26 protein-coding genes are annotated in these 24,703 nt (G+C 63.1%); 19 read left to right on the forward strand and 7 right to left on the reverse strand.

Going from position 1 to position 24,703, the window contains the following annotated elements:
• Positions 1 to 92 precede the first annotated feature (92 nt).
• Entirely contained in the window at positions 93 to 236 is a 144-nt protein-coding gene (locus HG718_RS01685) for a DUF2256 domain-containing protein (protein ID WP_160588795.1), read from the forward strand.
• Here the strand turns inward: HG718_RS01685 and HG718_RS01690 are convergent.
• Together HG718_RS01690 and HG718_RS01695 are read right to left on the reverse strand one after the other, a co-directional pair.
• Positions 233 to 1,765, reverse strand: coding sequence for a cryptochrome/photolyase family protein (locus HG718_RS01690; protein WP_244624770.1), 1,533 nt, complete (start codon positions 1,763 to 1,765; stop codon positions 233 to 235). The genes HG718_RS01685 and HG718_RS01690 overlap by 4 nt on opposite strands.
• A gap of 7 nt (positions 1,766 to 1,772) precedes the next feature.
• Positions 1,773 to 2,504: an SDR family NAD(P)-dependent oxidoreductase gene (locus tag HG718_RS01695; RefSeq protein ID WP_160588793.1), complete on the reverse strand. Its 732-nt coding sequence runs from the start codon at positions 2,502 to 2,504 to the stop codon at positions 1,773 to 1,775.
• Between the two features lie 100 nt (positions 2,505 to 2,604).
• Between HG718_RS01695 and HG718_RS01700 the strand changes: the two genes are divergently transcribed.
• Positions 2,605 to 3,921 (forward strand): MFS transporter, encoded by a 1,317-nt coding sequence (locus tag HG718_RS01700; protein WP_160588792.1) that lies wholly within the window; start codon positions 2,605 to 2,607, stop codon positions 3,919 to 3,921.
• 29 nt (positions 3,922 to 3,950) lie between these two features.
• Here the strand turns inward: HG718_RS01700 and HG718_RS01705 are convergent, their stop codons facing one another.
• The gene (locus HG718_RS01705) at positions 3,951 to 4,976 is read right to left on the reverse strand and encodes an alpha/beta fold hydrolase (protein WP_160588791.1); all 1,026 of its coding nucleotides are present in this window, start codon (positions 4,974 to 4,976) and stop codon (positions 3,951 to 3,953) included.
• 348 nt (positions 4,977 to 5,324) lie between these two features.
• Here HG718_RS01705 and ykgO point away from each other — a divergent pair, with 348 nt between their 5' ends.
• The 5 genes from ykgO to HG718_RS01730 all read left to right on the forward strand — a co-directional run bounded on the left by ykgO (position 5,325) and on the right by HG718_RS01730 (position 9,107).
• Positions 5,325 to 5,450: a type B 50S ribosomal protein L36 gene (ykgO, locus tag HG718_RS01710; protein ID WP_027842262.1), complete on the forward strand. Its 126-nt coding sequence runs from the start codon at positions 5,325 to 5,327 to the stop codon at positions 5,448 to 5,450.
• Positions 5,451 to 5,488: 38 nt separating this feature from the next.
• A complete protein-coding gene (locus HG718_RS01715; protein WP_160588790.1) occupies positions 5,489 to 6,133 on the forward strand; it encodes an HAD family hydrolase in 645 nt (214 codons plus the stop codon).
• 169 nt (positions 6,134 to 6,302) lie between these two features.
• On the forward strand, positions 6,303 to 7,358 hold the full coding sequence (locus tag HG718_RS01720) for a saccharopine dehydrogenase family protein (RefSeq protein WP_160588789.1): 1,056 nt from the start codon (positions 6,303 to 6,305) through the stop codon (positions 7,356 to 7,358).
• A 97-nt stretch (positions 7,359 to 7,455) separates the two neighbouring features.
• Positions 7,456 to 8,037 carry a tetratricopeptide repeat protein gene (locus HG718_RS01725; RefSeq protein ID WP_160588788.1) on the forward strand — a complete coding sequence of 194 codons (582 nt, stop codon included), beginning with the start codon at positions 7,456 to 7,458 and terminating at the stop codon, positions 8,035 to 8,037.
• A 62-nt stretch (positions 8,038 to 8,099) separates the two neighbouring features.
• Positions 8,100 to 9,107 (forward strand): alpha/beta fold hydrolase, encoded by a 1,008-nt coding sequence (locus HG718_RS01730; protein ID WP_160588787.1) that lies wholly within the window; start codon positions 8,100 to 8,102, stop codon positions 9,105 to 9,107.
• Here the strand turns inward: HG718_RS01730 and pyk are convergent.
• Positions 9,104 to 10,564 carry a pyruvate kinase gene (pyk, locus tag HG718_RS01735; RefSeq protein ID WP_160588786.1) on the reverse strand — a complete coding sequence of 487 codons (1,461 nt, stop codon included), beginning with the start codon at positions 10,562 to 10,564 and terminating at the stop codon, positions 9,104 to 9,106. The genes HG718_RS01730 and pyk overlap by 4 nt on opposite strands.
• Before the next feature lie 4 nt (positions 10,565 to 10,568).
• Positions 10,569 to 11,063 (reverse strand): DUF1036 domain-containing protein, encoded by a 495-nt coding sequence (locus HG718_RS01740; protein WP_244617798.1) that lies wholly within the window; start codon positions 11,061 to 11,063, stop codon positions 10,569 to 10,571.
• 173 nt (positions 11,064 to 11,236) lie between these two features.
• Here HG718_RS01740 and HG718_RS01745 point away from each other — a divergent pair, with 173 nt between their 5' ends.
• From HG718_RS01745 to HG718_RS01760, 4 genes are all read left to right on the forward strand, one after another.
• A complete protein-coding gene (locus tag HG718_RS01745; RefSeq protein ID WP_160588784.1) occupies positions 11,237 to 12,055 on the forward strand; it encodes an N-formylglutamate amidohydrolase in 819 nt (272 codons plus the stop codon).
• A gap of 21 nt (positions 12,056 to 12,076) precedes the next feature.
• Entirely contained in the window at positions 12,077 to 13,213 is a 1,137-nt protein-coding gene (locus tag HG718_RS01750) for a carboxylate-amine ligase (protein WP_160588783.1), read from the forward strand.
• A gap of 59 nt (positions 13,214 to 13,272) precedes the next feature.
• Positions 13,273 to 13,572 carry a DUF1244 domain-containing protein gene (locus tag HG718_RS01755; RefSeq protein WP_160588782.1) on the forward strand — a complete coding sequence of 100 codons (300 nt, stop codon included), beginning with the start codon at positions 13,273 to 13,275 and terminating at the stop codon, positions 13,570 to 13,572.
• 143 nt (positions 13,573 to 13,715) lie between these two features.
• Positions 13,716 to 13,964, forward strand: a complete 249-nt coding sequence (locus tag HG718_RS01760; RefSeq protein WP_027842269.1) for a DUF2312 domain-containing protein — start codon at positions 13,716 to 13,718, stop codon at positions 13,962 to 13,964.
• Positions 13,965 to 13,993: 29 nt separating this feature from the next.
• Here HG718_RS01760 and HG718_RS01765 read toward each other — a convergent pair whose 3' ends face one another.
• Positions 13,994 to 15,559, reverse strand: coding sequence for a sigma-54-dependent transcriptional regulator (locus HG718_RS01765; RefSeq protein ID WP_027842270.1), 1,566 nt, complete (start codon positions 15,557 to 15,559; stop codon positions 13,994 to 13,996).
• A 477-nt stretch (positions 15,560 to 16,036) separates the two neighbouring features.
• Here HG718_RS01765 and HG718_RS15675 point away from each other — a divergent pair, with 477 nt between their 5' ends.
• From HG718_RS15675 to HG718_RS01805, 8 genes are all read left to right on the forward strand, one after another.
• Positions 16,037 to 16,909, forward strand: a complete 873-nt coding sequence (locus HG718_RS15675; protein WP_280179197.1) for an OmpA family protein — start codon at positions 16,037 to 16,039, stop codon at positions 16,907 to 16,909.
• Positions 16,910 to 17,146: 237 nt separating this feature from the next.
• The gene (locus HG718_RS01775; protein WP_160588781.1) at positions 17,147 to 19,003 is read left to right on the forward strand and encodes a M3 family oligoendopeptidase; all 1,857 of its coding nucleotides are present in this window, start codon (positions 17,147 to 17,149) and stop codon (positions 19,001 to 19,003) included.
• A 3-nt stretch (positions 19,004 to 19,006) separates the two neighbouring features.
• The gene (locus HG718_RS01780; RefSeq protein WP_160588780.1) at positions 19,007 to 20,365 is read left to right on the forward strand and encodes an ABC1 kinase family protein; all 1,359 of its coding nucleotides are present in this window, start codon (positions 19,007 to 19,009) and stop codon (positions 20,363 to 20,365) included.
• 43 nt (positions 20,366 to 20,408) lie between these two features.
• The gene (locus HG718_RS01785; RefSeq protein WP_160588779.1) at positions 20,409 to 20,909 is read left to right on the forward strand and encodes a PaaI family thioesterase; all 501 of its coding nucleotides are present in this window, start codon (positions 20,409 to 20,411) and stop codon (positions 20,907 to 20,909) included.
• A gap of 96 nt (positions 20,910 to 21,005) precedes the next feature.
• Positions 21,006 to 21,167: an aa3-type cytochrome c oxidase subunit IV gene (locus tag HG718_RS01790; RefSeq protein WP_244617797.1), complete on the forward strand. Its 162-nt coding sequence runs from the start codon at positions 21,006 to 21,008 to the stop codon at positions 21,165 to 21,167.
• Between the two features lie 160 nt (positions 21,168 to 21,327).
• Complete coding sequence (locus tag HG718_RS01795; RefSeq protein WP_160588778.1) at positions 21,328 to 22,458, forward strand: Re/Si-specific NAD(P)(+) transhydrogenase subunit alpha; 1,131 nt, start codon at positions 21,328 to 21,330, stop codon at positions 22,456 to 22,458.
• Positions 22,374 to 22,775 (forward strand): NAD(P) transhydrogenase subunit alpha part 2, encoded by a 402-nt coding sequence (locus HG718_RS01800; protein WP_373868324.1) that lies wholly within the window; start codon positions 22,374 to 22,376, stop codon positions 22,773 to 22,775. Before HG718_RS01795 ends, HG718_RS01800 begins: the two co-directional genes overlap by 85 nt.
• Before the next feature lie 14 nt (positions 22,776 to 22,789).
• Positions 22,790 to 24,196, forward strand: coding sequence for an NAD(P)(+) transhydrogenase (Re/Si-specific) subunit beta (locus HG718_RS01805; protein WP_160588777.1), 1,407 nt, complete (start codon positions 22,790 to 22,792; stop codon positions 24,194 to 24,196).
• A gap of 168 nt (positions 24,197 to 24,364) precedes the next feature.
• Here the strand turns inward: HG718_RS01805 and rpsU are convergent, their stop codons facing one another.
• Complete coding sequence (rpsU, locus tag HG718_RS01810) at positions 24,365 to 24,592, reverse strand: 30S ribosomal protein S21 (protein ID WP_027840983.1); 228 nt, start codon at positions 24,590 to 24,592, stop codon at positions 24,365 to 24,367.
• Positions 24,593 to 24,703 lie beyond the last annotated feature (111 nt).

Below are 24,703 nucleotides of genomic sequence, written 5' to 3' on the forward strand. Positions count from 1 at the left end.
GTTTGTTTACGCCGCGTGTCGCTGCGTCAGGGGCGTGAATTTTCTTTGTTTGGGGGCTTGGAAGCGGCGGTTACCGTTCCATCTTTCCGGCCATGCGAAAGAAGGGTGACCTGCCGACGAAGATCTGCGCTGCCTGCGGGCGGCCTTTTGCCTGGCGCAAGAAGTGGGCGCGGGATTGGGATGCGGTGCGCTATTGCTCGGAGCGCTGCAAGGGCGATCGTCGGCCGAAGACCTAAAGGCTATCGAGATCCTCAAGCAGGTTTCCCGCCCGCTTGCGGAGCGCAGTCAGCTTGCCACCATCCATCTTGCGCAGGGAATTGAGGACGAGCCCCATGCGGTGGTTGCCGTCAAAGCGTTGTTCGTGCCGGGCAATGAAATCCCAGTAGAGGGCATTGAAGGGGCAGGCGTCCTCTGTGGCTTGTTCCTTGACGTTGTAAGCGCAGCCCTTGCAGTGGTCCGACATGCGCTCGATGTATTTGCCGCTTGCTGCATAAGGCTTGGAACCGAGGATTCCGCCATCGGCCCACAACGCCATGCCATGGGTGTTGGGAAGCTCCACCCATTCATAGGCGTCGGCGTAAACGCACATGTACCAGTCATTGACTTCATCGGTATCGAGACCGGCCAAGAGGGCGAAGTTGCCTGTTACCATCAGGCGCTGGATGTGGTGCGCGTAGGCATGCTGTTTCGTCTGGCCAATTGCCTGTGCCATGCAGGCCATGCGGGTGTCGCCGGTCCAGAAGAAATCAGGCAGCGGGCGGTCGGCACGCAGGATGTTGCGGGTCTTGTAGTCAGGCATTTCATGCCAGTAGACGCCGCGCACGAATTCGCGCCAGCCGATGATCTGGCGGATGAACCCTTCGACCGCATTTAGGGGCGCGTTGCCCGCCTCGTAGGCTTTTTCCCCTGCCGCACACACCGCGTGGGGGTCGAGCAACCCGACATTGATGTAGGCCGCAAGGATGGAGTGGAAGAGGTGCGGATCGCGGTTTGTCATCGCGTCCTGATAGTCGCCGAAACAGGGCAGGGCGTGGTCGATGAAGCGCTTCAGGGCATGCTCGGCCTGGTGGCGTTTGACGGCGAAGCTGAACGGGCGGGCATCTCCGAAATGGTCGGCGAATTCCGCTTCAACGAGATCGAGGACCTCTTCGGTGATGTCGTCGGGGGTGAATTGAGACGGGCCGGGGAAATCTATCTTGTCCGGCAGGGACTTGCGGTTGTCCTTGTCGTAGTTCCACTTGCCGCCTTCCGGTTCGCCGTCATCGGTCATCAGAAAGCCGGTCTTGCGGCGCATCTCGCGGTAGAAATACTCCATCCGCAATTCCTTGCGGTCCTGCGCCCAGTCGTTGAACTCGGCGAGGGTTGCGATGAAGCGATCATCGTCGCGGAACTCCACGTCGATGCCCAGATCCTGAGACCAGCTTTCCATGTCTTCCTGCAGGCGATACTCGCCTGGCCGGGTGACGATGAGCTTGTCAGCCTTGTGGCGTTTCAGCGCGCGCTCGGCTTCACCCTTCAGCGTGCCGGTATTGCCCCTGTCTTTCAGCTTTATGTAGTCGACGTTCACGCCGTCGGCCTCGAGCTCGTCTGCGAAGTGACGCATGGCGGAGAGGACGAAGGCGATCTTCTTCTTGTGGTGCTTCACATAGGTGCATTCGGCCATCACCTCGGCCATCAGCACCACGTCGGTGTCCTTGTCGATGTCACAGAGGGACGACAGGCCGGGGCTGAGCTGGTCTCCGAGGATGAGGCGAATAGTGGTCACGGGCGGGTCAGCCTCTGGTGCGCAGGTGACTTCGGCCGCCATCAACGCGCATGACCTGGCCGGTGATCCACGGGCTGTCCGGCGACAGCAGGAAGGCCGCAAGGTTTGCCGCATCCGCAGCTTCGCCGAGGCGGGGGATCGGATGCAGCTTGGCAATGCCTTCGGCCATCGCGTCCGACGAGACGATGGGCGCTGCCATGTTGGTTTTCATCAGGCTCGGTGCCACCACATTGACCCGGATGTCCGGTGCAAGATCCGCGGCGAGGGCCCGACCGAGGCCTTCCACAGCGCCCTTGGCGCTTGCGACGATGGCGTGGTTCGGGAAACCCTGCTGCACCGCAATGGTGGAGAACAGGACAACGCTTCCCTTGGCATTCTTGAGGGCGGGGGCGGCCTGCTGCACGGCGAGGGCGGCTGCCACGCTATTGAGCCGGAAGGCATTCAGCAGGTCGTCCGCCCCGACCCGCTTGAGGGGTTTCAGGTCTATCGAACCGACGCAGAAGGCAAGCCCCGCGAGGCCGCCGTCATCGCTGCAGGCGGCATCGATGATGCCCGCGCGAGCGTCATCGTCCAGCACGTCGCCGGGATGGGCTGTGGCGCCCAGATCATCCGCAAGGCTGTGCAGGGCGTCTTCGTTGCGGCCGCTCAGGGCGAGGCTGTGGCCCGCTTCGGCAAGCCTGCGGGCAAGGGCGCTGCCGACGCCTCCGGTTGCTCCGAAAATGAGGATGGGGGCGCTCATGCAGCCTCCTGCAGCTTTGTGAAACCATGCCATGCAAAAGCGCCGTATGGACCGGTGCTCCTGACGTGAGCTATGTATCTGGCCCCATTCGGCAAGGCACATGACCCCAAATAGCGACAAGAATCCGGGCGCGCCCAAGGGCGACGACCTGCCAGGTCTGCAGCAGACCAGCCCCGAAGAGCGCAAGCGCGCCTTCGGGATTTTGTTCTTTTGCCTGTTGTGCGTTGGAATGGGGCAGTCGCTGTTTTTCGCCATTCTGCCGCCGATTGCGCGTGATCTCGGTCTTTCCGAAGTACAGGTGGGCGCGATCTTTTCGCTGTCGGCCCTGCTTTGGGTGCTGTCCAGCCCCTATTGGGGCCGAACGAGTGATGTGATTGGCCGGAAGAAGGTCATCCTCATCGGTCTCGCGGGATTCGGTGTATCGACCATCGGGTTTGCCATCTTCATCTGGATGGGGATGAACGGAATGGTGAGCATCGCCCTGCTGTTCCCCATGCTGGTGGGTGTGCGTGCGATTTTCGGGACATTCGGCTCCGGCACCATGCCCGCCGCGCAGGCCTACGTGGCGGACCGGACAACGCGGGCGGAACGCGCGTCGGGCGTTGCGACGATCGGCGCTGCCTTCGGCATGGGGACGGTCATCGGGCCGGGCGTGGCCGCGGCCCTGATCGTGTTCGGGCTGCTTGCGCCGTTCTTCACTGTCGGGTCGCTGGCCTTTCTCAGCGCGCTGGCGATCTGGTTCCTGCTGCCGGAGCGCACGCGGCCGCGGGAGCGCGAGGACAAGAAGAAGCGCCTCAAGGTCATGGATACGCGTGTGTGGCCGTTCCTGACCGTCGGTGTGCTGACGGCCATGGGTCAATCCATCGTCGTTCAGGTGTCGGCCTTCTATTTCCAGGATACGCTGTCTTTGAGCGTCGAGGATGCTGCCCAGATGGTGGGTATCGGGATGATGGCCATGGCCATGGCGACGCTGTTTGCGCAGCTTGTCCTGATCCGACGGTTCAACCTGTCGGTTCAGATGATGCTGCGCTCGGGCACGGTGGTGATGCTGGTTGCCTTCGCGCTTATGATCGCCGGCGGCAATTACGCGACGCTCGTGATGGCACTGGTGGCGGCGGGGCTGGGGTTCGGCCTGCTGCGGCCGGGTCTTTCGGCTGCGGCGTCCCTGAGCGTCGAGCCGGACGAGCAGGGAGCGATTGCCGGCTTCATCGGGTCCACGGCTGCCATGGGGCATGTGGTCAACCCGTTTATCGCCTTGCCGCTTTACCAGATCATGCCGGAGGCGCCGTTCATTCTGGCGGCGGTCCTGATGGCCGTCATGGGTGTCTTCATCGTCCTGCATCCACTGGTTTCAAGCGTGCGCTCCGGGGTGGATGACGATGATGACCACGACGGTCACACGGTGCCGAAAGGCTGATCTCGCCGCTGTAGGGAGGAGACCTAGTGTCAGCGACTGGCCCGCAGACGCTCCGCTTCCCATGCACCAAGCAGGCCGTGGATGGCCATTGTGAAGGCGTGGGGCTGATCGAGCATCACATGGTGGCGGGCTTCGGGAATTGAGAAGACGGGTGTTGTCGGGCCGCCGAGCTTGCGGTGGTGGTCCATCACCTCCTGCTGCCCGTTCCATGACAGGCCGCCCATGACCACAGCCTTGCGGCAGGGCATGTCGTGGAAGCGCTCGTTGAGATCGCGGCCAAGGGTCAGCCCGTAATAGATCTTGGGATCAAATTTCCAGGTCCATCCGGTACCGCCTGCCGTCCGGCCGAGCTCGTCCGGCTCGGGCGTTGCTTCGCGCAGGCTCTCACGCGCGATGGTGTCGAAGATGAACCGGTTGGCCAGTGGCTGATCCGGGGCAAGCCGGAAGCGTGCCAAGGCTGTCTCCAGATCCGGGTAGACACGGGTCGGGCGGGGCGGAGGATTGTCTTCGAACCATTCCTCATGGTCTTCCGGCGGCCGGACACCGAAATCCACAAGCACAAGGCCGCCGAGCTTGTCGCCATATTCCGACCCTGCGACGAGGGACACGAAGCCGCCGAATGAATGGCCCACGACATAACCCGGGGCCATGGCGGCATCCTGGGTGACGGCGAAGATTTCCTTGGCATAGCTTTCGCGCGTGTACCGGTCCGGGCGCCAGCCGCTTTCGCCCATGCCGCCAAGATCCATCGAGGCGACCTGGAAATCGTGGGTGAGGAACGGTGCAATATGGGCGAACCAGCGGGCATGCGCGCCGTTGCCATGCACGAAAACAATGCCGGGCTTGGGCGCTTCGCCCTGTGCGGGGGCACCCCAGAGCAGGTAGTGGATCGGGGTGCCGTCCACGGTCACATAGCGGCTCTCATGCGGGGCGGCGAGGGCGCGGGTGTACCAGAGCGGACGCTCCGTGATCTCGATGAGCGGCTCTTCCAGGGGGGCGTTCTGGGGCGGGCCTTCGGGCTTGTTCTTGTTCTGGGGGCGCTCTTCATAGGTCATGGGACGTATGTACTCTTTGCAATACCGGCTGCGCGGTCGCAGCCCTGGGGGACACATTCATAAATGACTGGGCGTCACCATTAGCCGAAGCGCGGGGGGCAAGGCTAGATGGGATTTACGGGCCCGGAGCACTTAAGCAAGCACTCCGGGGAGCCGCCCGGCGTGGTTGTCCGGGCTCCCGGCGGAGTGGGCCGGACGGGCCCGACATCTAAAGTTGACATGGGGGCGGGGACTGCTACATTCCGCGCCCAATTGGCCGGGCGAGCTCCCGGCCTTTCCGTGTTTTATGGGCAGCCCGCGCCACTTTCCGGCGGCTGGCGACGCCGACAGGAATGACGGTCGAGACCGATGAAAGTTCGCAATTCTCTCAAGTCGCTGGCCAAGCGTGACAAGAACTGCCGTATCGTGCGCCGCAAGGGCCGCCTTTACGTGATCAACAAGGTGAACCCGCGCTTCAAGGCGCGTCAGGGCTGAACCCGATCCGGCCCTGATGCGGCTGCCGGGGATCTACCATGGCAGATCAAAGCGTCAGAGCAGTCATCTTCGATCTTGGCGGGGTTCTGATTGATTGGAACCCGCGCCTCATCTTCCAGGAGCACTTCGCCACCCATGGGGTGATGGAGGCGTTCATGGCGGATGTCTTCTGGCAGGCGCACAAGGCCTGTCATGACAGCGACGCGCCCTTCGAGCAGACACTTGCGGTCTGGCGCGACAGCCATCCCCACTACACCGACGCTCTTGATGCCATGGCGCATCACTGGGACCGCGCCATCATGGGCCCGATACCGGAAACCGTTTCCGTGCTGGACGCGCTGGTGGCGCGCAATGTGCCCGTATTCGCGCTGACCAACTGGCCGGCCCAGACATGGCCGCCTCGCATGGCTGAGGGAATGACGCCGTCCGGGGCGGACGATGTCTTCGGGTTCCTGGGGCATTTCAGAGATATTGTCGTGTCCGGCCAGGAGAAGCTCGCCAAGCCGGACCCTGCCATCTACCGGCTGGCCATGACGCGGTTCGGCGTTGGACCGGGCGAGGCGCTGTTTGTCGACGACCTGGCCACCAATACGCGTGCGGCAGACGAGGCCGGTCTTGTGGGCCACCAGTTCCTGTCCGCAGGGCATTTGCAGGGGCATCTTGAACGGCTTGGGCTGCTCTAGCCTGAAGCCACGCATATGACCGGTTTGAGCGCTTGCCGCGCGGAGCGGGAATCGTCACCATCGCGTCACAAACAAGGGGCTGATCCTGTTCGGGTGCAGGGCGGGGCTCCACAGCATGTCGCTGCGGCACGGCACGTTGTTGCCTTCGCAGATGGGGAGAAGGGGAACCATGTCCGGCAAATTCATGATCTATGGCGCCACCGGCTATACGGGCAAGCTGACCGCACGGGTGGCAGCGGAAAAGGGCCTCAAGCCTGTTCTGGCGGGGCGCAATGCCCAGAAACTTCAGAAGGTCGCTGAGCCTCTGGGGCTTGAATGGTGCGCGGTGTCCCTCGACCGGCCCAATGCACTGGACAAGGCATTGCAGGACGTTGATGCGGTCCTGCATATCGCCGGACCATTTTCAGCCACGTCCAAACCGATGCTGGATGCGTGCCTGCGGACGCGGACCCATTATCTGGACATTACCGGTGAGATCGGCGTGTTCGAGGCCTGTGCCGCGCGGGACAAGGACGCGCGCGAGGCCGGCATCATGGTGCTGCCGGGCGTGGGCTTTGATGTCGTGCCAAGCGACTGCCTTGCCGCCCACATGAAGCGCCGCATGCCGGAAGCGCAACGCCTTGAGATGGGCATTGCAGGGCTTTCCAATCTCTCCCATGGCACGGCCAAGACGATGGTTGAAAGCATCAGCGAAGGCACGCGGGTGCGGCGGGGCGGCCGGATTATTTCACTCAAGAAGCCGCCGCGCCGCACCATAGACTACGGGCAGGGCGAGAGCGCTTCCATCGCTGTTGGGTGGGGGGATGTGTCGACCGCCTATCACTCGACTGACATTCCGGACATCACCATCTATTTCGAGGCCTCCAAGGACATGGAGCGGATGGCGGGACTCGGGTCCGTGGCACGCTGGGTCATGGGGACGGGGCCGGTGCAACGCTTCCTGAAAAAGCAGATCGACAAGCTGCCCGAGGGGCCGAATGACGCTGAACGCGCCGCAGCAAAGGCAATCCTTATCGGTGAAGTGACCGACGGCGCTGGGAATGTCATGCGGTCCCGGCTGGAGACGCCTGAGGGCTACACGCTGACGGCAGAAACGGGTCTCGAGATTGCGCAGCGGGCTGCGTCCGGCGAGATGACGCCCGGTTTCCAGACACCATCGCGCGCTTATGGTGCGGATTTCATCACAGAATTCGACGGCGTGCGGCGCGAAGATCTCAACATCTGATACCGGACCGGGCGCGGCCGGGCCCGCTTCTGACCGTCACGCAGTCGTGTGGTGGAAGGGCCTCGCCATGGCCGCAATCCGGGTCATATAGTTGAGTATGGCACTCTGGTTGACCCGACTGTTCGCGCCTTTGAGGCTGCTTCCGGCAGTGGCACTGCTCGTGCCCCTGCTGGCAGCGGGCAGTGCCCATGCGCAGGGCACATCCGATCTCGACGGCTTGTTCGACAAGCTGGCCGAAGCGGAGAGCCCGGCGGAAGCCGACCTGATCGAGAACGAGATCTGGCGGCTCTGGCTCAAGTCCGGCAGTGCCACGGTGGATCTCATGGTGGCCCGGGGGACGGAAGCGCTGCGGTCACAGGACTATGCCGTGGCGCTTGATCTGTTTTCCATGGCGGTGGAGCTGGCGCCGGATTACCCGGAGGGCTGGAACAAGCGTGCGACGCTTTATTACGTCATTGATGACTATGAAGCGGCAATTTCCGACATCTCTCAGGTGCTTGTCCGGGAGCCGCGCCATTGGGCGGCGCTGATGGGCCTTGCGGTGATGATGGATGATCTGGACAGAAAGGACGCGGCCCTGACCGCCTATCGGCAGGCTGTCGCGATCAATCCGCAGCTCGACGATGCGCATGAGGCCATCAAGCGGCTCGAGGTGGAAGTCGAGGGACGGGGCATCTAGCACTTCCACGCGACCGGCACTAAGCCACCAAACATTTGTCATCACACCGGAGACCCCAGGAGATGGGACGTATCATGGGCATCACGCTTCTCGTGCTCGCGGCGGCATTCGGCGGCCTTTACGCTTACACCCTGTGGTTCGTGAACCAGACCGAAGAGCGCTACCCGCCTCTCGGCGCCTTCGTGGAGGTTGAAGGCACGCGTCTGCACTATGTCGACAAGGGAGAGGGCGTGCCTGTCGTGCTGGTGCACGGGGCGAGCGGTAACATGCGCGACTATGCCAACTCCATATTGGATGATCTGGCGCGGACCCACCGGGTCATTGCGTTCGACCGGCCGGGACATGGCTGGAGCGAGCGCTCAGGCATCGACGACATCCATGACCCGGCCGTTCAGGCACGGCTGATCAATGCCGCCGTCCGCAAGCTGGGTGTCGGGCGGCACGTGCTCGTGGGGCATTCCTGGGGCGGTGCGGTGGCCATGGCCTATGCGCTGGATTATCCGGATGACCTCATCGGTCTAGTTCCCATGTCAGGCGCGACGCATCCGTGGCCCGGCGGCGTTGCCTGGTATCATGATCTTGTCCACACGCCTGTGGTCGGCGGGTTCTTTCTCCGTACACTGATGGTTCCTGTGGGGCAGCAGCTCAAGGGTGCGGGTGTCGTCGGCAATTTTGCGCCCGACGAGGCGCCGGAGGGATTTGCGGATGCCATCGGGCTGGACCTGCTTTTCAGGCCGACCACCTTTGCCGCCAATTCGCAGGACGTCCGAAACCTGAAGGCGGCGCTGGCCCGCCAGTCCGAGCGATATGGCGACGTTGACGTGCCGACGATTATCATTCACGGCGGCGGCGACCGGTCCGTGAGCTTCAAGCTGCACTCGGTGCCGCTGCATGAGGCGATTGCGGGATCAGAATTGATCCGGTTGCGCGGCACGGGTCACATGCCGCATTACGCGGCGCCTGAGCATGTGCTGGACGCGATTGGCCGGCTTGCCCGCGGCGAGGCACCCCGGTCCGGCATTACGGTTGTGGAAAAGGGCGCACCGCTTCAGGTCGCCGCCGCGGACTAATCGCCGTTGGCCAAATGGTCGTAGAAGGGCTGGTCGGCTGACCTCTCAGCGACAAAGGCGACACGCAGCATGTTCGTGGCACCGGGCGTCCCCAGCGGCACGCCGGCCATGATGACGATGCGGTCACCCACCCGGGCCATGCCCTGCTGGAAGGCAATCCGGCCTGCGCGCTCAACCATGTCGTCCAGGTCTTTTGCATCCTCCGTCAGGACGCAGACAAGGCCCCAGACGAGGGACAGGCGGCGGGCCGTCTTCGGCTCGGGTGTCAGTGCCAGCACCGGCAGGCGGCTGCGTTCGCGCGCCGCCCTGAGGCCTGTGGAGCCGGATGTGGTGTAACAGATGATGCAGGCGGCATTGAGGGTCTCGGCCACGCTGCGCGCTGCATTGCTGAGGGCATCCGGACCTGTCGGTTCGGGCTCGGACCGCTGGGCGTTGATGATCTGCGCATAGTTGGGGTCGGTCTCGACCGATTCCGCGATCCGGTTCATCACGGCAACCGCATCGATGGGGTGTTTGCCCGCAGCGGATTCCGCAGAGAGCATGACCGCATCCGCGCCTTCGAAGACGGCGGTGGCCACGTCGGAGACTTCCGCGCGGGTCGGCACCGGGTTTTCGATCATGCTCTCGAGCATCTGGGTGGCCACGACCACGGGCTTGCCTGCCTTGCGGGCGGCGCGGGTGATGCGCTTCTGCAGGCCGGGCACGGTTTCCACCGGGCATTCGACACCGAGATCGCCGCGGGCAACCATGAGGCCGTCGGCCATCTCGAGGATGGCGTCCAGGTCCTTGATAGCCGAGGGCTTTTCGATCTTTGCCATCACGGCGGCACGGCCGCGCGCGATCTTCTTGCATTCGGCGACATCCTGCGCCGACTGCACGAAGGACAGTGCAATCCAGTCCACATCGAGATTGAGGGCCGCTTCGAGATCACTGTGATCCTTGGCGGTGAGGGCGGGGATGGGCAGCACAGCGTCCGGGATGTTGACGCCCTTGCGCGAAGTCAGCCGGCCGCCGGCGACGACGGTGGTGACGATTTCCTCGGCGGAGTTCTCCTCCACCCGCAGATTGATCTTGCCATCGTCCAGCAACAGGTGATGCCCCGGTTCGGCGACCTTGAAGATTTCCGGGTGGGGCAGCGGGGCGCGGCTGGTATCACCCGGCGCCTTGCTGAGATCGAGGACGAAGCTCGATCCGTCGGCAAGCTCAACCCCGTCTTCGCCCATGTCGCCTACGCGCAGTTTCGGGCCCTGCAGGTCCACGAGAATGGAGATGGGGCGACCGGCGCTGGCCTCGAGCTCGCGGATCATGCGCACCCGGCGGGCGAGATTGGCATGATCGGAATGGCTCATATTGAGGCGGAAGGCATCCGCGCCGGCCTCATGCAGTGCTGACACCTGCTCGTAGGTATCGGAGGCGGGACCGAGGGTGGCGAGGATCCGGACATTGCGATGACGCACGGGGCTAGCGGGCTCCCTCGATGAGGCTGCTCAGATTGGGGCGCGGGTCGCGCTTGCGGGTGGCTTCGTCCAGCCGGACGATCCAGTTGGGCGAATTGTGGGTGTCGACTTCCATGAAGCCTGCCGTGTGGTGGCCGCGTGCTTCGCAGTCCGTGCGGCCGGGAATTGTGAATTCGCCGGGGGCCACACACAGGGTGGAATAGCCGGACCAGCCGCCGCCTGCGTCAAAATCGATGGCGAAGAGGTAGTAGAAGCGGGCGTTGAGATCACTCTCGATGACTGGCGCGCATTGGCCGCCTTCCAGGTGCCACCAGCCTTCGGAGACCCATGTATCCGCCTTGTAATAGCCGAGTGCGATGCCCACGCGGCTTGCCGACTCATTGCACACATCCAGGCTGGCGGAGGCCGGTGATGCAAGGGCCGTAAGGCCGGTGAATCCTGCCAGTGCTGCAAACAGGAAAGTGGCCGGATATCTTGTCAGCAAAAGGCAGGCTCCCATGCCGGGGCGGCAGTGTATCGGGCGGGCGGGCAGGGACCGGTCGGCCCCCAATCCCTCAAAAACAAATCAGACGGCAATCTACCATCGGGGACGGTGACTGTCAGTCGGTTGGTTGTGACGATTTTGCAGGCTAGCTCTCTGGAACAGGGCAGGTGAGGCCTTATAGTCGGGGCATGTCTCAGGCTGTTGCGTCATCCCCCGGCATGGCGGACGGGTTCCGTCCGTTCGAACTCGTCAATCCGGCCGGGCGCGGGCATGTGATCCTGCTGTGCGACCATGCCTCCAATGCCATTCCCGAGGCCTATGGCACGCTGGGGCTGCCACGGGCGGAGCTGGACCGGCATATCGGCTGGGATATCGGGGCCGGGGAGGTGACGCGGCGGCTGGCCGAGGCGCTCGACTGCCCGGCAGTTCTTTCGGGGTTTTCCCGCCTGCTGATCGACCCCAACCGGGGCGCGGATGATCCGACACTGGTGATGAAACTGTCTGATGGCGCGGTCATCCCGGGCAACAGGGATGTCGACGCCGAGGAAGTGGCCGCGCGGCGGGCTGCTTTCTGGCAGCCCTATCAGGATGCGATCGCCGGAGTGATTGACGCGGCCACGGCATCCGGCGAGGTGCCGCTCATCATCTCGATCCACAGTTTCACGCCGGTGTGGCGCGGCAGGCCGCGGCCCTGGCATGCGGGCATTCTCTGGGACAAGGATCCGCGTCTGGCCCACGCACTCATCGGCGCGCTGCGGCAGGAGCAGGGGCTCGTGATCGGCGACAATGAGCCCTATGTGGGGCGCCTGAAGGGCGACACGATGTACCGCAACGGCACCCAGCGCGGCCTCCCGCATGCGCTGGTGGAAATCCGTCAGGACCTTATTGATACCCATCACGGGGCTGCGGAATGGGCCGGCCGGCTGGCCTCCATAATTGCGCAGCTGCTCGCCGCCCATCCGGACCTGGCGGCGGTGGAGCATTTCGGGTCCACTACGGACAGCTAGAGCCAGAAAGGGGCGCCGGGGATGAACCGTCCTGCCTTCACGCTTGGGGTTGAGGAAGAATATCTGCTGGTGGATCGGGAGAGTCGCGATCTGGTGGCCGAGCCGCCCGCGGACCTGATGCCCACTTTGTCCGAGGCTATCGGCATGCAGGTCTCACCCGAGTTCCTCAAGAGCCAGGTTGAGATCGGGACATCGGTCTGTGCGACGCCTGCAGAAGTGCGGAAGGAACTGAAACGCCTGCGCGGCGCGGTTGCGGACGTCGTCTCAGGCTATGGCTACGGCTTCATTGCGGCCAGCACACACCCGTTCGCCCGCTGGACGGAGCAGCATCACACGCAGAAGGCGCGCTATGACCAGATTGCGCGCGACCTGGCAGCAGCAGTGCGGCGCATGGTGATCTGCGGCATGCATATTCATTGCGGCATCGAGGATGATGATCTGCGCATCGACCTGATGAACCAGGTAACCTACTTCCTGCCGCACATGCTGGCGCTGTCGGCGTCTTCTCCCTATTGGCAGGGGGAGGACACGGGCATGGCCTCTTACAGGCTGACGGTGTTCGACGCCCTGCCGCGCACCGGCATCCCGGATTCCTTTGACAGCTGGCAGGAGTATCAGCGCGTTGTATCGCGGCTGACGGATGTGGGCGCGATCGAGGACGCGAGCAAGATCTGGTGGGATATCCGGCCGTCCGTGCGCTGGCCGACGCTCGAGGCTCGCGTGGCAGATGTCTGTACACGGATGGAAGACGCGGTGGCGTTGTCTGCGCTCTATCAGTGCCTGTTGTCGATGCTGTTCACGCTGCGTGAGAAGAACCAGCGCTGGCGGGTCTATCCGCGCGTTTTGACCGAAGAAAACCGCTGGCGGGCCCAGCGTTACGGCGCCACGCGCGATCTTGCCGATTTCGGCAAGGGAACGATGGTGCCCATGGGCGATCTCGCTGATGAACTGGTTGGCCTGCTCAAGGAAGAAGCTAGCCAGCTTGGCTGCATCGAGGAACTTCTCCATGTGCCGCAGATTGCCCGCCGGGGCACATCATCCCAGGCACAGCGGCAGGCCTACGAGGAGGCACGCGCGGCAGGAGCGGATCATGATGAAGCCTTGCGGATGGTGGTGGACTATCTGATCGACGCCACCATGTATGAGGTCAAATCCTGACACCTATTCCGGGCCGATGTATCGGCCGCCGTTCAGCATCTCATCGATTGGAGCTAGTTATGGCTGACACTACACAAACCGACCTCGAAGCCGCCGCGTTTCGCCGCCTGGTGGCGCATCTTCAGGAGCGGACCGATGTGCAGAACATCGATCTGATGAACCTCGCGGGCTTCTGCCGCAATTGCCTGTCGCGCTGGTATGCGGAGGAAGCGGAAGCGCGGGGCGTGGATGTCAGCAAGGACGCGGCCCGCGAGCACGTCTACGGGATGCCCTATGCGGAGTGGAAGTCGAAATATCAGACCGAAGCGTCGGCAGAACAGAAGGCGGCATTCAGCGAGGCGTCCAAGCAGCACGGCTGACGCTGGGGCAGGCGCGCCGTCACCTGAAAGCGGTTGAGGGCTGCGGGCAGGTTGGTTAATGTCCGCGCCCTTCCGGCTCGCATGGTATTGCCATGTCGGGGCCGGGCCCTAGACATCATCATCCAGCTTTCGTGAGGACTCCCATGGCGGACACCGGCGGCATTGCACGTGACCAGCTCAAATCCATCGTCGAGCGTGTTGAGCGTCTCGAAGAGGAAAAGGCGGCACTGGCGGCCGACATCCGCGACGTCTATGCCGAGGCAAAGGGCAATGGCTATGACGTGAAGGCCCTGCGCCGCGTGGTGCGCGAGCGCAAGCTGGATCGGGCAGAGTTCCAGGAGCAGGAGGCGATCATCGATCTGTATCGCCACGCGCTTGGTCTCGAGGTCTGAGCAGGCCGTCTTCAGACCAGGCTGACAGCCTAGTCGCGTACCTGGATGCCGAGATCGCGGACCTTGCGGTACAGCGTTGACCGGCCAATGCCGAGGCGGCGGGCGACTTCCGACATATGGCCTTCGTATTTTTCGATGGCCAGGCGGATCATGTCGGCTTCGATGTCCTCGAGTTTTTTCAGGTTGCCGCTTTCATCCAGCGCCGAGATATCCCCCGGCAGGCTGGCATAGGGTGCGTCATCGCTGTGGACGGCACCAAGGGCTGCTGCATCCGCAAAGGGCGACCCCTGAGGCGCGGCCGCATAGGCAGCCCCGTGGCTGGCGACCGCATGGCCGGCCGGGGCGGGCATGTCGGCGCCGAGGACGGCAGGCTGGATGTCCGGCAGGCGCGGTTTCGGCCGGGCCTGAGCGCCGGCGAGGCTCGCAATCTGCGGGAAATCCTCAAAGCTCAACACGCCACTGTCGCACAGCACGACAGCGCGGAAGACCGCGTTTTCAAGCTGGCGGACATTGCCCGGCCAGGTGAACCCCTCAAGCAGGGCGCGGGCATCCGCATCCACACCGCTGATGGGCTTGCCTTCCTCGGTCGAGAAGCGGGCAATGAAATGGTCCGTGAGCGGTGCGATGTCCTCGCGGCGTTCGCGCAGGGGCGGGACCGCCACGGGGAACACGTTGAGGCGGTAATACAGGTCTTCCCGGAAGGTGCCGTCCTGCACGGCCTGGATGAGGTCGCGATTGGTGGCCGAAATCAGCCGGATATCCACCTTGACGGGCTTCTTGGCCCCGACCGGGTCGACTTCACCTTCCTGCAGGGCGCGCAGCAGCTTGACCTGCATCTCGAGCGGCAGTTCGCCGATTTCGTCCAGGAACAGCGTGCCCCCATGGGCCTCCTGGAACTTGCCGGCGTGCTTCTCTGTGGCGCCGGTGAAGGCACCCTTTTCGTGGCCGAAGAGGATTGATTCCACGAGGTTTTCGGGAATGGCACCGCAATTGACGGTGACGAAGGGGCGTCCGGCGCGATCGCTGGAGCCCTGAATGGCGCGGGCGATCATTTCCTTGCCGACGCCCGACTCGCCTTCGATGAGAATCGGGATGTTAGACTGGGCCGCGCGCTCGGCGATCTTGCCGACCTTGCGCATGGCGGGGCTCGCGGCGATCAGGTCGTCGAAGGTGAGCTGCCCGGTCGAATGCTTCTTGAGGCGCGTGATTTCCTTGCCGAGGGCCTCGAGCTTGAGGGCGTTGGCGATGGAGACCTGCAGCCGCTCGGGGCTTGCCGGCTTGACCACGAAATCACGGGCGCCAGCCTGCATTGCCTTCACCACTGTATCAATGCCGCCATGGCCGGTGAGCACGATGAAGGGAAGGTCGGGGCGGCCGGAATGGACGCGCTCAAGCACTGCCCAGCCGTCGGTTTCGGGCATCACGAGATCAAGCACCACGAGGTCAACCTCGCCGCCGCGGTTTCCCTCAAGGGTGGCGATGGCTTCATTGCCGCCGGAGGCGGTGAGAATCCGGTGGCCATCGCGCTCGACAACGGCGGAAATCAGCCGCAGCTGGGCCGGATCGTCGTCCACAATGAGAATAGTCTTGGCCATGCCGGCTCCCCGAAACCAATGCCCGATACAGGCGCGAACGCAGATACACTGGACGGCAGGCGCGCCTGCGGGCCGGGTGGGTGACACCTGACCTTCAAGCGCCGGGGAGCAAGGAACATTTTACGAACGATGGCCCCGGGCAGCGCGATCCGCGCCGTCGATGAGGGGCACTATGGTCCGCCGCCGGTTAAGGAGGTTTTTAGAGCCGGTGCATTGCTGGCGGTAAATGGGGGCGTGCAGTGTGCCAGACAGGGAAATTGAGCCTTATGGTAAACAAAAAATGACGGTTTGCCGGGGTGTTGCGCAAACGTGACTCCTGTTGCTCAAGGGAACTATCTGCCGGGAATTTGGTTGCTCAGTGCAGGTCTGTGTGCGATGAGAGTCGCGGATACGCGGACTTGGTAGTTCCCGGGCGGGTCCCGGCCACCCGTCGGTTTCGGGGGGTGCGAAGGCAAATTTCGAATGACGGAGAGTGGGATGAACATGCTATCCCGGCTTATTGCGGTGGGGGCGTTTTTTGGTCTTGCAGGCTGCGGCCTCGGTGGGACTTTCCATGTGGAAAGCTTCCTGGACCAGGAAATTTCTGGTGACGACTTCTACTCGTGCCTCGCGGCCGAGTATCAGGATCGTGCGACTTCGGAAGTCTATGTAGACTGCGAATGGCGTCACTCGGTTCTGTTTGCAGAAAAGGGTCGCGCGGCGCTTGCCGGCGGTCCGGTTGAGCCGTTTGATCCGGCCAACGTTCCCTGGGGCCGCAAGGTCCTGGACAGCGAGCTGACGGAGCTTCAGGAAGCTCGCACGCGCCTGATGACGGCTCTGGACAATGGCGGTCGTGACGACCGCGGTTGCGCCTGCGCCAAGGCACAGCGGTACTATGACGGCTGGGTCGAGCAGGCTTCCGATAACGAACTCGGTGTTGACGGTGCCTTCTTCGGCGGTCGCGGTGGTCCGGTGCAGCCGGCGCGCGTTGCCTCTGAAAAGGTCGCCTTCTACGAAGCCATCGAAGAATGTGAAGCCGCTGCGGCCGATCAGGACTTCGTGATCTACTTCGGCTTCGACAAGTTCAACCTCACTTCCGCTGCCATGGCAGTGATCGACGAGGTTGCTGCTTACACGAAGGAGTTCAACAACCCGACGGTTAACGTTGTGGGCCACACCGATACCTCCGGTTCGGTTGCTTACAACCAGGGCCTGTCCCAGCGTCGTGCCAATGCTGTCGCCAATGCTCTCGCCTCTCAGGGCGTGACCGTGGGCAATGTCGGCGCCGTTGGTGAGAGCGAGCCGGCTGTGCCGACCGGTGACGGTGTGCGCGAGCCGCTCAACCGCCGCGCTGTGATCGAAGTCCGCTAATCGGACAAGGTCAGGAGCGACTGAACCAGTCGCCCCAACGAGAATTGAAGGGCCCGGTGTTTCACCGGGCCCTTTTCTTTTGCGCCGATGGAGCCGTGCTGCCGGATGCGGCGATTGAACATTTGATTGCAGCGGCGTGACCGCCAATATCTAGCCACAGGCATCGTGCCATGATGGCAGCTGATCGCCCGCCCATTCCGGCCTCACCGGGCCACTTACAGCATTCGAGTATCCTGCATGATTGCCTCTCCAGATGGCGCCCTCTCCCTGACATCCGATACCAGCGAAGACCTTCCTGCCTGGGACCTGTCGGATCTCTATCCCGCTAGGGCTGAAGATGAAGCGGAGGGGGGATTTGCCGGCCGCGCAGCAGCGCTTGCCGATCTGGCCGTGGCGGCGGCGGAAGCCGGCCGGTTTGCGGAAGCCTATGCGGGCCGGATTGCTGACGCGCTGCCGGACCCGGCCGGCGGCGCACTGCTGGCAGAAGCGATCAAGGCCTATGAGGCGCTCGATGAACGCATGGGCCGGGTCGCCTCTTTTGCGGGGCTCATCTACGCAACGGATACGACGCGGCCCGCCTATGCCAAGTTCTACGGCGATGTGCAGGAGAAGCTGACGGCAATCGGCAGCACGATCCTGTTCTTTACCCTGGATATCAACCGGCTCGAGGAAGAGGCGCTTGAGAGGGCCTATGGACAGCATCCTGACCTCGCCCGATACCGCTCGTGGCTGACTGCGGCGCGGGCGTGGCGGCCCTATCAGCTCACGGATGATCTGGAGAAGCTGCTGCTTGAAAAGCGCGTGTCCGGCGCATCGGCATGGAACCGCCTGTTCGATGAAACCATGGCGGGTCTGCGCTTCGAGCTGGATGGCGAGAAGCTGGCAATCGAGCCGGCGCTGAACACGCTCAGTTCCAAGGACCCGGCCACGCGTGAGGCCGGCGGGAAGGCCCTGGCTGAAACCTTCAAGGCCTCCATCGGCACCTTCACGCTGATCACCAATACGCTGGCCAAGGACAAGGAAATCGAGGACCGCTGGCGCGGATATGAGGATGTTGCCCAGTCGCGGCACCTGTCGAACCAGGTCGAACCCGAGGTCGTGGCGGCCCTGTCGTCGGCGGTCGAATCGAAATTCGAAAGCGTGTCCCATCGGTACTACGCGTTGAAGGCGCGGATGATGGGGCAGGAACGCCTCAATTTCTGGGACCGCAATGCTCCGCTGCCTGACAGTGATGACAGGCGGCTGAGCTGGAACGAGGCGCAGCGGACCGTGCTGGATGCCTATCGGGGCTTTGCTCCGGACATGGCGGACATCGCCGGGCGCTTCTTCGGCTCCGGGTGGATCGATGCGCAGCTGCGCGCCGGGAAGTCACCGGGTGCGTTCTCGCATCCGACGGTCCCGAGCGCGCACCCTTACGTCCTTCTCAACTACCAGGGCAAATTGCGGGATGTGATGACGCTTGCCCATGAGCTCGGCCATGGCGTGCACCAGGTGCTGGCGGGACCGCAGGGGCAGTTGTTGTCTCAGACGCCGCTGACGCTTGCGGAGACGGCGTCGGTCTTCGGCGAAATGCTCACCTTCCAGGCCCTGCTCAAGCAGGCGCCGGACGCGACCGCGCGGCGCGCCATGCTGGCGTCGAAGGTCGAGGACATGATCAACACGGTCGTGCGGCAGACCGCGTTTTATATGTTCGAGCGCAAGGTTCATCTTGCCCGCCGCGAGGGCGAACTGACTGCGGAGGATCTCGGCCGCATCTGGCTCGACGTGCAGACGCAAAGCCTGGGCCCTGCCATCACACTCAATGAGGGATATGAGACCTTCTGGTGCTACATCCCGCATTTCATTCATTCACCGTTCTACGTCTATGCCTACGCTTTCGGTGATTGCCTGGTGAACTCGCTCTACCGTGTCTATGAGGGCGGTCATGTGGGGTTTGCCGAGGCCTATCTCGACATGTTGCGGGCGGGCGGCACCAAGCATCACTCGGACCTTCTTGCGCCCTTCGGCCTTGATGCGCGGGACCCGGCATTCTGGGCGGGTGGGCTGTCGGTCATCGAGGGACTGATAGACGAGCTTGAAGGGCTGGTGGCCTGATCCATGGCAGATGGTCCGAAGACGGAAGAAAACAGACTCAGCGGCCGGGCGCGGCGCTATGCCCGCGTCGGCGGGGGTGTCGGTGGCATTGCCGCGAAGATGGCCGGTGCGCGGCTATTCGGGCTCGAGATCGATGATGCCAAGGTCGCAGCGGAGCTGAAGGACGCGCTTGGCGGCATGAAGGGGCCGATCATGAAAGTGGCCCAGATGCTGGCCACGATCCCCGATGTGCTGCCGGAAGACTATGCCATGGAGCTTGCGCAGCTTCAGGCAAATGCGCCGCCCATGGGATGGCCGTTCGTGAAGCGGCGCATGGCCTCGGAGCTCGGCGCTGGATGGCAGAAGAAGTTCGGCTCGTTCGAGCGCGATGCAGCGGCGGCGGCCTCGCTGGGGCAGGTGCATCGGGCGGTGACCCATGATGGTGTGCCGGTGGCTTGCAAGCTGCAATATCCGGACATGCAGTCGGCCGTTGAAGCCGACCTCACCCAGCTGGAAGTGGTTTTCGCCATTCAGCGGCGGGTGGACGGGTTCATCGATACACGGCAGATGGCCAATGAGATCGGTGCGCGGCTGCGGGAGGAACTGGATTACACGCTTGAGGCGCGGCATATCGGGCTCTACCAGGACATGCTGGCTGATGATGCCACCATTCGTGTGCCTGAGGTGATTGATGATCTGTCGACCAAACGGCTGCTGACCATGACCTGGCTCGACGGTGCGCCGCTGCTTGATTTCCGGCAGGCGCCGCTTGAGGTGCGCAATGACATCGCCAGCGCAATGTTTCGCGCGTGGTGGCACCCGTTCAGCCATTTCGGCGCAATCCATGGGGACCCGCATCTCGGCAATTACACGGTGCGGGAAGACCACGGCATCAATCTGCTGGACTATGGCTGCATCCGGAAGTTCCCGCCTGCCTTTGTGGCCGGCGTGGTCGAGCTTTATCGGGGGCTGCAGACCGACGACCGCGACAGGGTGGTGGCTGCCTATGAGAGCTGGGGGTTTGAGAACCTCACCAACGACCTTGTGGACATCCTCAACATCTGGGCGACCTTCATCTACGGCCCGTTGCTGGACGACCGGGTGCGCACGATCGCGGACGGGATTTCGCCCGGCAAATATGGCCGGCAGGAGGCTGCGAAGGTCCATGCAGCGCTCAAGTCCCATGGCCCGGTAACGCCGCCCAAGGAGTTCGTCTTCATGGACCGGGCGGCCGTTGGGCTTGGGGGCGTGTTCCTGCATCTGGCCGCGGAGTTGAATTTCCACGACCTGTTCAACGCTGAAATCGACAAGTTCAATATTGAGGATCTTGCTGCCCGGCAGTTGGAAGCGCTCGAGGCAAATGGGCTAGAGTTGGCGCCCTGATTCACGGCGGGGCTCAATGCCACGCCATGCCGAGAGAGATGAGATGCCTGACAGTGTTGCACCCGAAACCGGTGTACCGGCGGATTTCGAGGTCACGACCTGGCGGGGCGGCTTCGGCAACCAGGTGGGGCCCATCTATCAGCGGTTCAGCGCCGACGGTACCTGGGCGCGAGGATTTCTCGTTACCGACAAGCACACGAACGGCTTCCAGAACTGCCATGGCGGCATGCTGATGGCCTTTGCGGACATGGCCTTCGGGTCAGTCGTGACCTACGAGCTGCACCGGTTCTGGGTGACGGTGCGGCTGGTGACTGATTTTGTCTCGTCGGCGCAGCTTGGCGAGTTCGTGCAGGGCAACGCGGTGATTACCGGCACCGAGGACGATTTCGTGACCGTACGCGGCCATATCTGGACGGGTGGAAACAGCCCCCAGATGGCAGGCGCGCGCACCATCATGACCGGCACGGGGCTGTTCAAAATGCTGGGGGAACGGCCGGGTCAATCACCTCTGGACGTACAAGCGAAACCGCAAAAAGCGTTGTAAGACGGCTGCTTGCCCGCGAGGGCGCTTGCCGCCTATAGTCCGCGTCAACTTTACGCATCCTTAGCAATTGGCAACACCAAGAAGGAGATTGCGCGCATGTCTGAAGGCAAGGTTGAAGCCTTTGAAGTAGAGCGCTGGGGCAAGGAGATGGACCCGGAGGAACATCTGGGCACGTGGGATGGCTTCATGGCCCTCACCAAGTACGGCACGATTGCCGTCGTCCTGATCCTTGTCTTCATGGGCATTTTCCTGCTCTAGCGGCAGAAAAAACCGGGGCAGGGGTGCCGGCCGGGCCGACAGGGCGCGGACGGTGGACATGATCATTTCTCCTGCCCTGAAAAACGGCTCAAGGGGTCCCGCAGCCGCCATGCGGTCTAGCGGGGCTGAACGAAAGCCCCATCCAACAGGGCGGAGAAATATGAAGCTTGCTATTCCCAAGGAGCGGCGCGACGACGAACCGCGCGTTGCCGCCTCGCCGGAAACGGTGAAGAAGCTGACCCAGCTGGGGTTCGACGTGGTGGTCGAAACCGGTGCGGGTCTCAAGTCATCCATTCCGGATGCGCAGTATCAGGAAGCCGGTGCGACGGTCAGCAGCAATGTGCTGGGTGATGCCGACATCGTCTTCAAGGTGCGCGGTCCGGAGACCGAAGAAATCAGCCAGATGAAGCGCGGTGCCGTTCTGGCCGCCATGCTGAACCCCTATCAGAGCAAGGAAACGGTGGATGCGCTGGCGCAGGCCGGCATCACGTCGTTTGCCATGGAATTCATGCCGCGCATCACGCGTGCGCAGTCCATGGACGTGCTTTCGTCGCAGTCGAACCTCGCCGGTTACAAGGCGGTGATCGATGCGGCTGAACTGTTCACCCGCGCCTTCCCGATGATGATGACGGCTGCCGGCACCGTGCCGCCGGCCCGCGTCTTCGTGATGGGCGCCGGTGTGGCGGGCCTGCAGGCCATCGCCACGGCCAAGCGCCTCGGTGCCATCGTGTCGGCAACCGACGTGCGTGCGGCGGCGGCCGAGCAGGTGGAAAGCCTGGGCGGCAAGTTCGTGATGGTGGAGCCCGATGAAGGCGACACCGGCGAGACGGCCGGCGGCTATGCCAAGGAAATGAGCGAGGACTACAAGAAGCGCCAGGCAGCGCTTGTTGCGGAGACCATCGCCAAGCAGGACGTCGTGATCACGACCGCGCTGATCCCGGGCCGTCCGGCACCGGTGCTGGTGACCGAAGAAATGGTCCGCAGCATGAAGCCAGGTTCGGTGATCGTTGACCTCGCCGTGGAGCAGGGGGGCAACTGCCCGCTCTCCAAACCGGGCGAGATCGTTGACGTGGACGGCGTGAGGATCGTCGGCTACCGCAATGTGCCGGGCCGCGTGGCGGTGGATGCCTCCAACCTCTACGCCAAGAACCTGCTCAACTTCATCACGCCGCTCGTCGACAAAGAGACGGGTGCGCTGGCCATTGACTGGGAAGACGAAATCATCACCGGCACGCTCATCTCCAAGGATGGGCAGGTGGTGCACCCGGCACTCAAGGAAGGAGCCGCGTAATGGAAGCCGCAGCTATCGATCCCTTTATCTTCCGGCTCTCGATTTTCGTGCTCGCGATTTTCGTCGGCTACTACGTTGTGTGGAGCGTGACGCCTGCCCTGCATACGCCGCTGATGTCGGTGACCAACGCCGTGTCGTCGGTGATCATCGTTGGTGCGCTCATCGCCGTGGCTGTCGATCTCGGCAGCAGCGAAACCGCCGGCATGTCGCGCTGGCTCGGACTTGGCGGTGTGGTGCTTGCGAGCGTCAACATCTTTGGCGGGTTCCTCGTCACCCAGCGCATGCTGGCCATGTACAAGAAAAAAGACCGGAAATAGGGGGCCGCTGAATCATGTCTGCAAACCTCGCAGCGCTCGCCTATCTTGCATCGGGCGTGCTTTTCATCATGGCGCTTCGCGGGCTTTCAAGCCCCGAAACGTCCCGCCAGGGTAACCTCTTCGGCATGGTCGGCATGGCCATTGCCGTGGGGACGACCCTCATCCGTCAGGACATCACCGATCCCACCGTGTGGACCTTCATCGCCGTGGGCGTGATCATCGGCGGCGGCATTGGTGCCATCATCGCCAACCGCATCGCCATGACGGCGATGCCGCAGCTGGTGGCCGCGTTCCACTCGCTGGTTGGTCTGGCCGCCGTGCTTGTCGCCTGGGCGGCTTTCATGTCGCCGGAAGCCTTCGGCATCGGTGTGGCCGGCAACATCAAGATGGCGTCGATCATCGAGATGGGGCTGGGTGTGGCCATTGGTGCCATCACCTTCTCGGGCTCGGTCATCGCCTTTGCCAAGCTGCAGGGCACGATGTCCGGTGCGCCGATCATCCTGCCGGGCCGTCACCTGATCAACATCCTGCTGGCTGCCGCCATTATTGGTGGTGTGGTGTGGCTGTGCATCGATCCGGCCAACCAGACGATCGAGGCCTTCCTGATCATCACGGCGCTCTCCTTCGTCATCGGTTTCCTGCTGATCATCCCGATCGGCGGGGCGGACATGCCGGTGGTGGTGTCGATGCTCAACTCGTATTCGGGCTGGGCCGCGGCGGCGCTGGGCTTCACGCTGGAGAACACCGCGCTGATCATCACCGGTGCGCTTGTTGGTTCGTCGGGTGCGATCCTGTCCTACATCATGTGTAAGGGCATGAACCGCTCCTTCATCTCGGTGATCCTTGGCGGCTTTGGCGGCGAGACGGCTACTGCTTCCGGCGAGGTCGAAACCCGTCCGGTGAAGCAGGGCTCGGCTGATGACGCTGCCTTCATCATGAAGAATGCCGGCACCGTCATCATCGTGCCGGGCTATGGCATGGCCGTGGCGCAGGCCCAGCACGCGCTGCGTGAAATGGCCGACATGCTGAAGGCCGAAGGTGTGGACGTGAAGTACGCGATCCACCCGGTGGCCGGCCGCATGCCGGGGCACATGAACGTGCTGCTGGCTGAAGCCAATGTGCCGTATGACGAAGTGTTCGAGCTTGAGGACATCAACTCGGAGTTCTCGCAGGCGGACGTTGCCTTCGTGATCGGCGCCAATGATGTGACCAACCCGTCCGCGAAGACGGATCCGGCCAGCCCGATTTTCGGGATGCCGATTCTCGACGTGGAAAAGGCGGGCACGGTGCTGTTCATCAAGCGCGGCATGGGTTCCGGCTATGCCGGTGTGGAGAACGAGTTGTTCTTCCGCGACAACACGATGATGCTGTTCTCGGACGCCAAGAAGATGGTGGAAGAGATTGTGAAGGGTCTCGGCTAAGCGCCACCCCGCAGCATCACCCAATCAAGGCCGGAGCCATTGCGCGCTCCGGCCTTTTTTGTTGGCTGATGGCTTGTCCAAGGTCCGTGGGGCAGGCACGTGGCGCAACAAAAAACGCCCCCGGAAAACCGGAGGCGTTTTTCTGTGTCGGTAGGTGCGAAACGCGATTTAGCGCTTGCGGCCCTTCTTCGGCAGAAGGCCTTCGCGCTGAGCGCGCTTGCGAGCCAGCTTGCGGGCGCGGCGGACGGCCTCGGCCTTCTCGCGGGCACGCTTCTCAGACGGCTTTTCGTAGTAGTTCCGCAGCTTCATCTCGCGGAAGACACCTTCGCGCTGAAGCTTCTTCTTGAGCGCCCGGAGGGCTTGATCAACATTGTTGTCGCGGACCAGTACTTGCACGCAATCAGCTCCCTTCGAGCTAAAAAGTTGACCCCAGCGCGCCAGATTGAGCTGCGCAAATGGGTATGAATCGGTTTGGATTTGACGGTTTCCGGCGGAAAACGCGGCGCT

This window comes from Pyruvatibacter mobilis (assembly GCF_012848855.1).
In the GTDB taxonomy this organism is placed as follows: domain Bacteria; phylum Pseudomonadota; class Alphaproteobacteria; order CGMCC-115125; family CGMCC-115125; genus Pyruvatibacter; species Pyruvatibacter mobilis.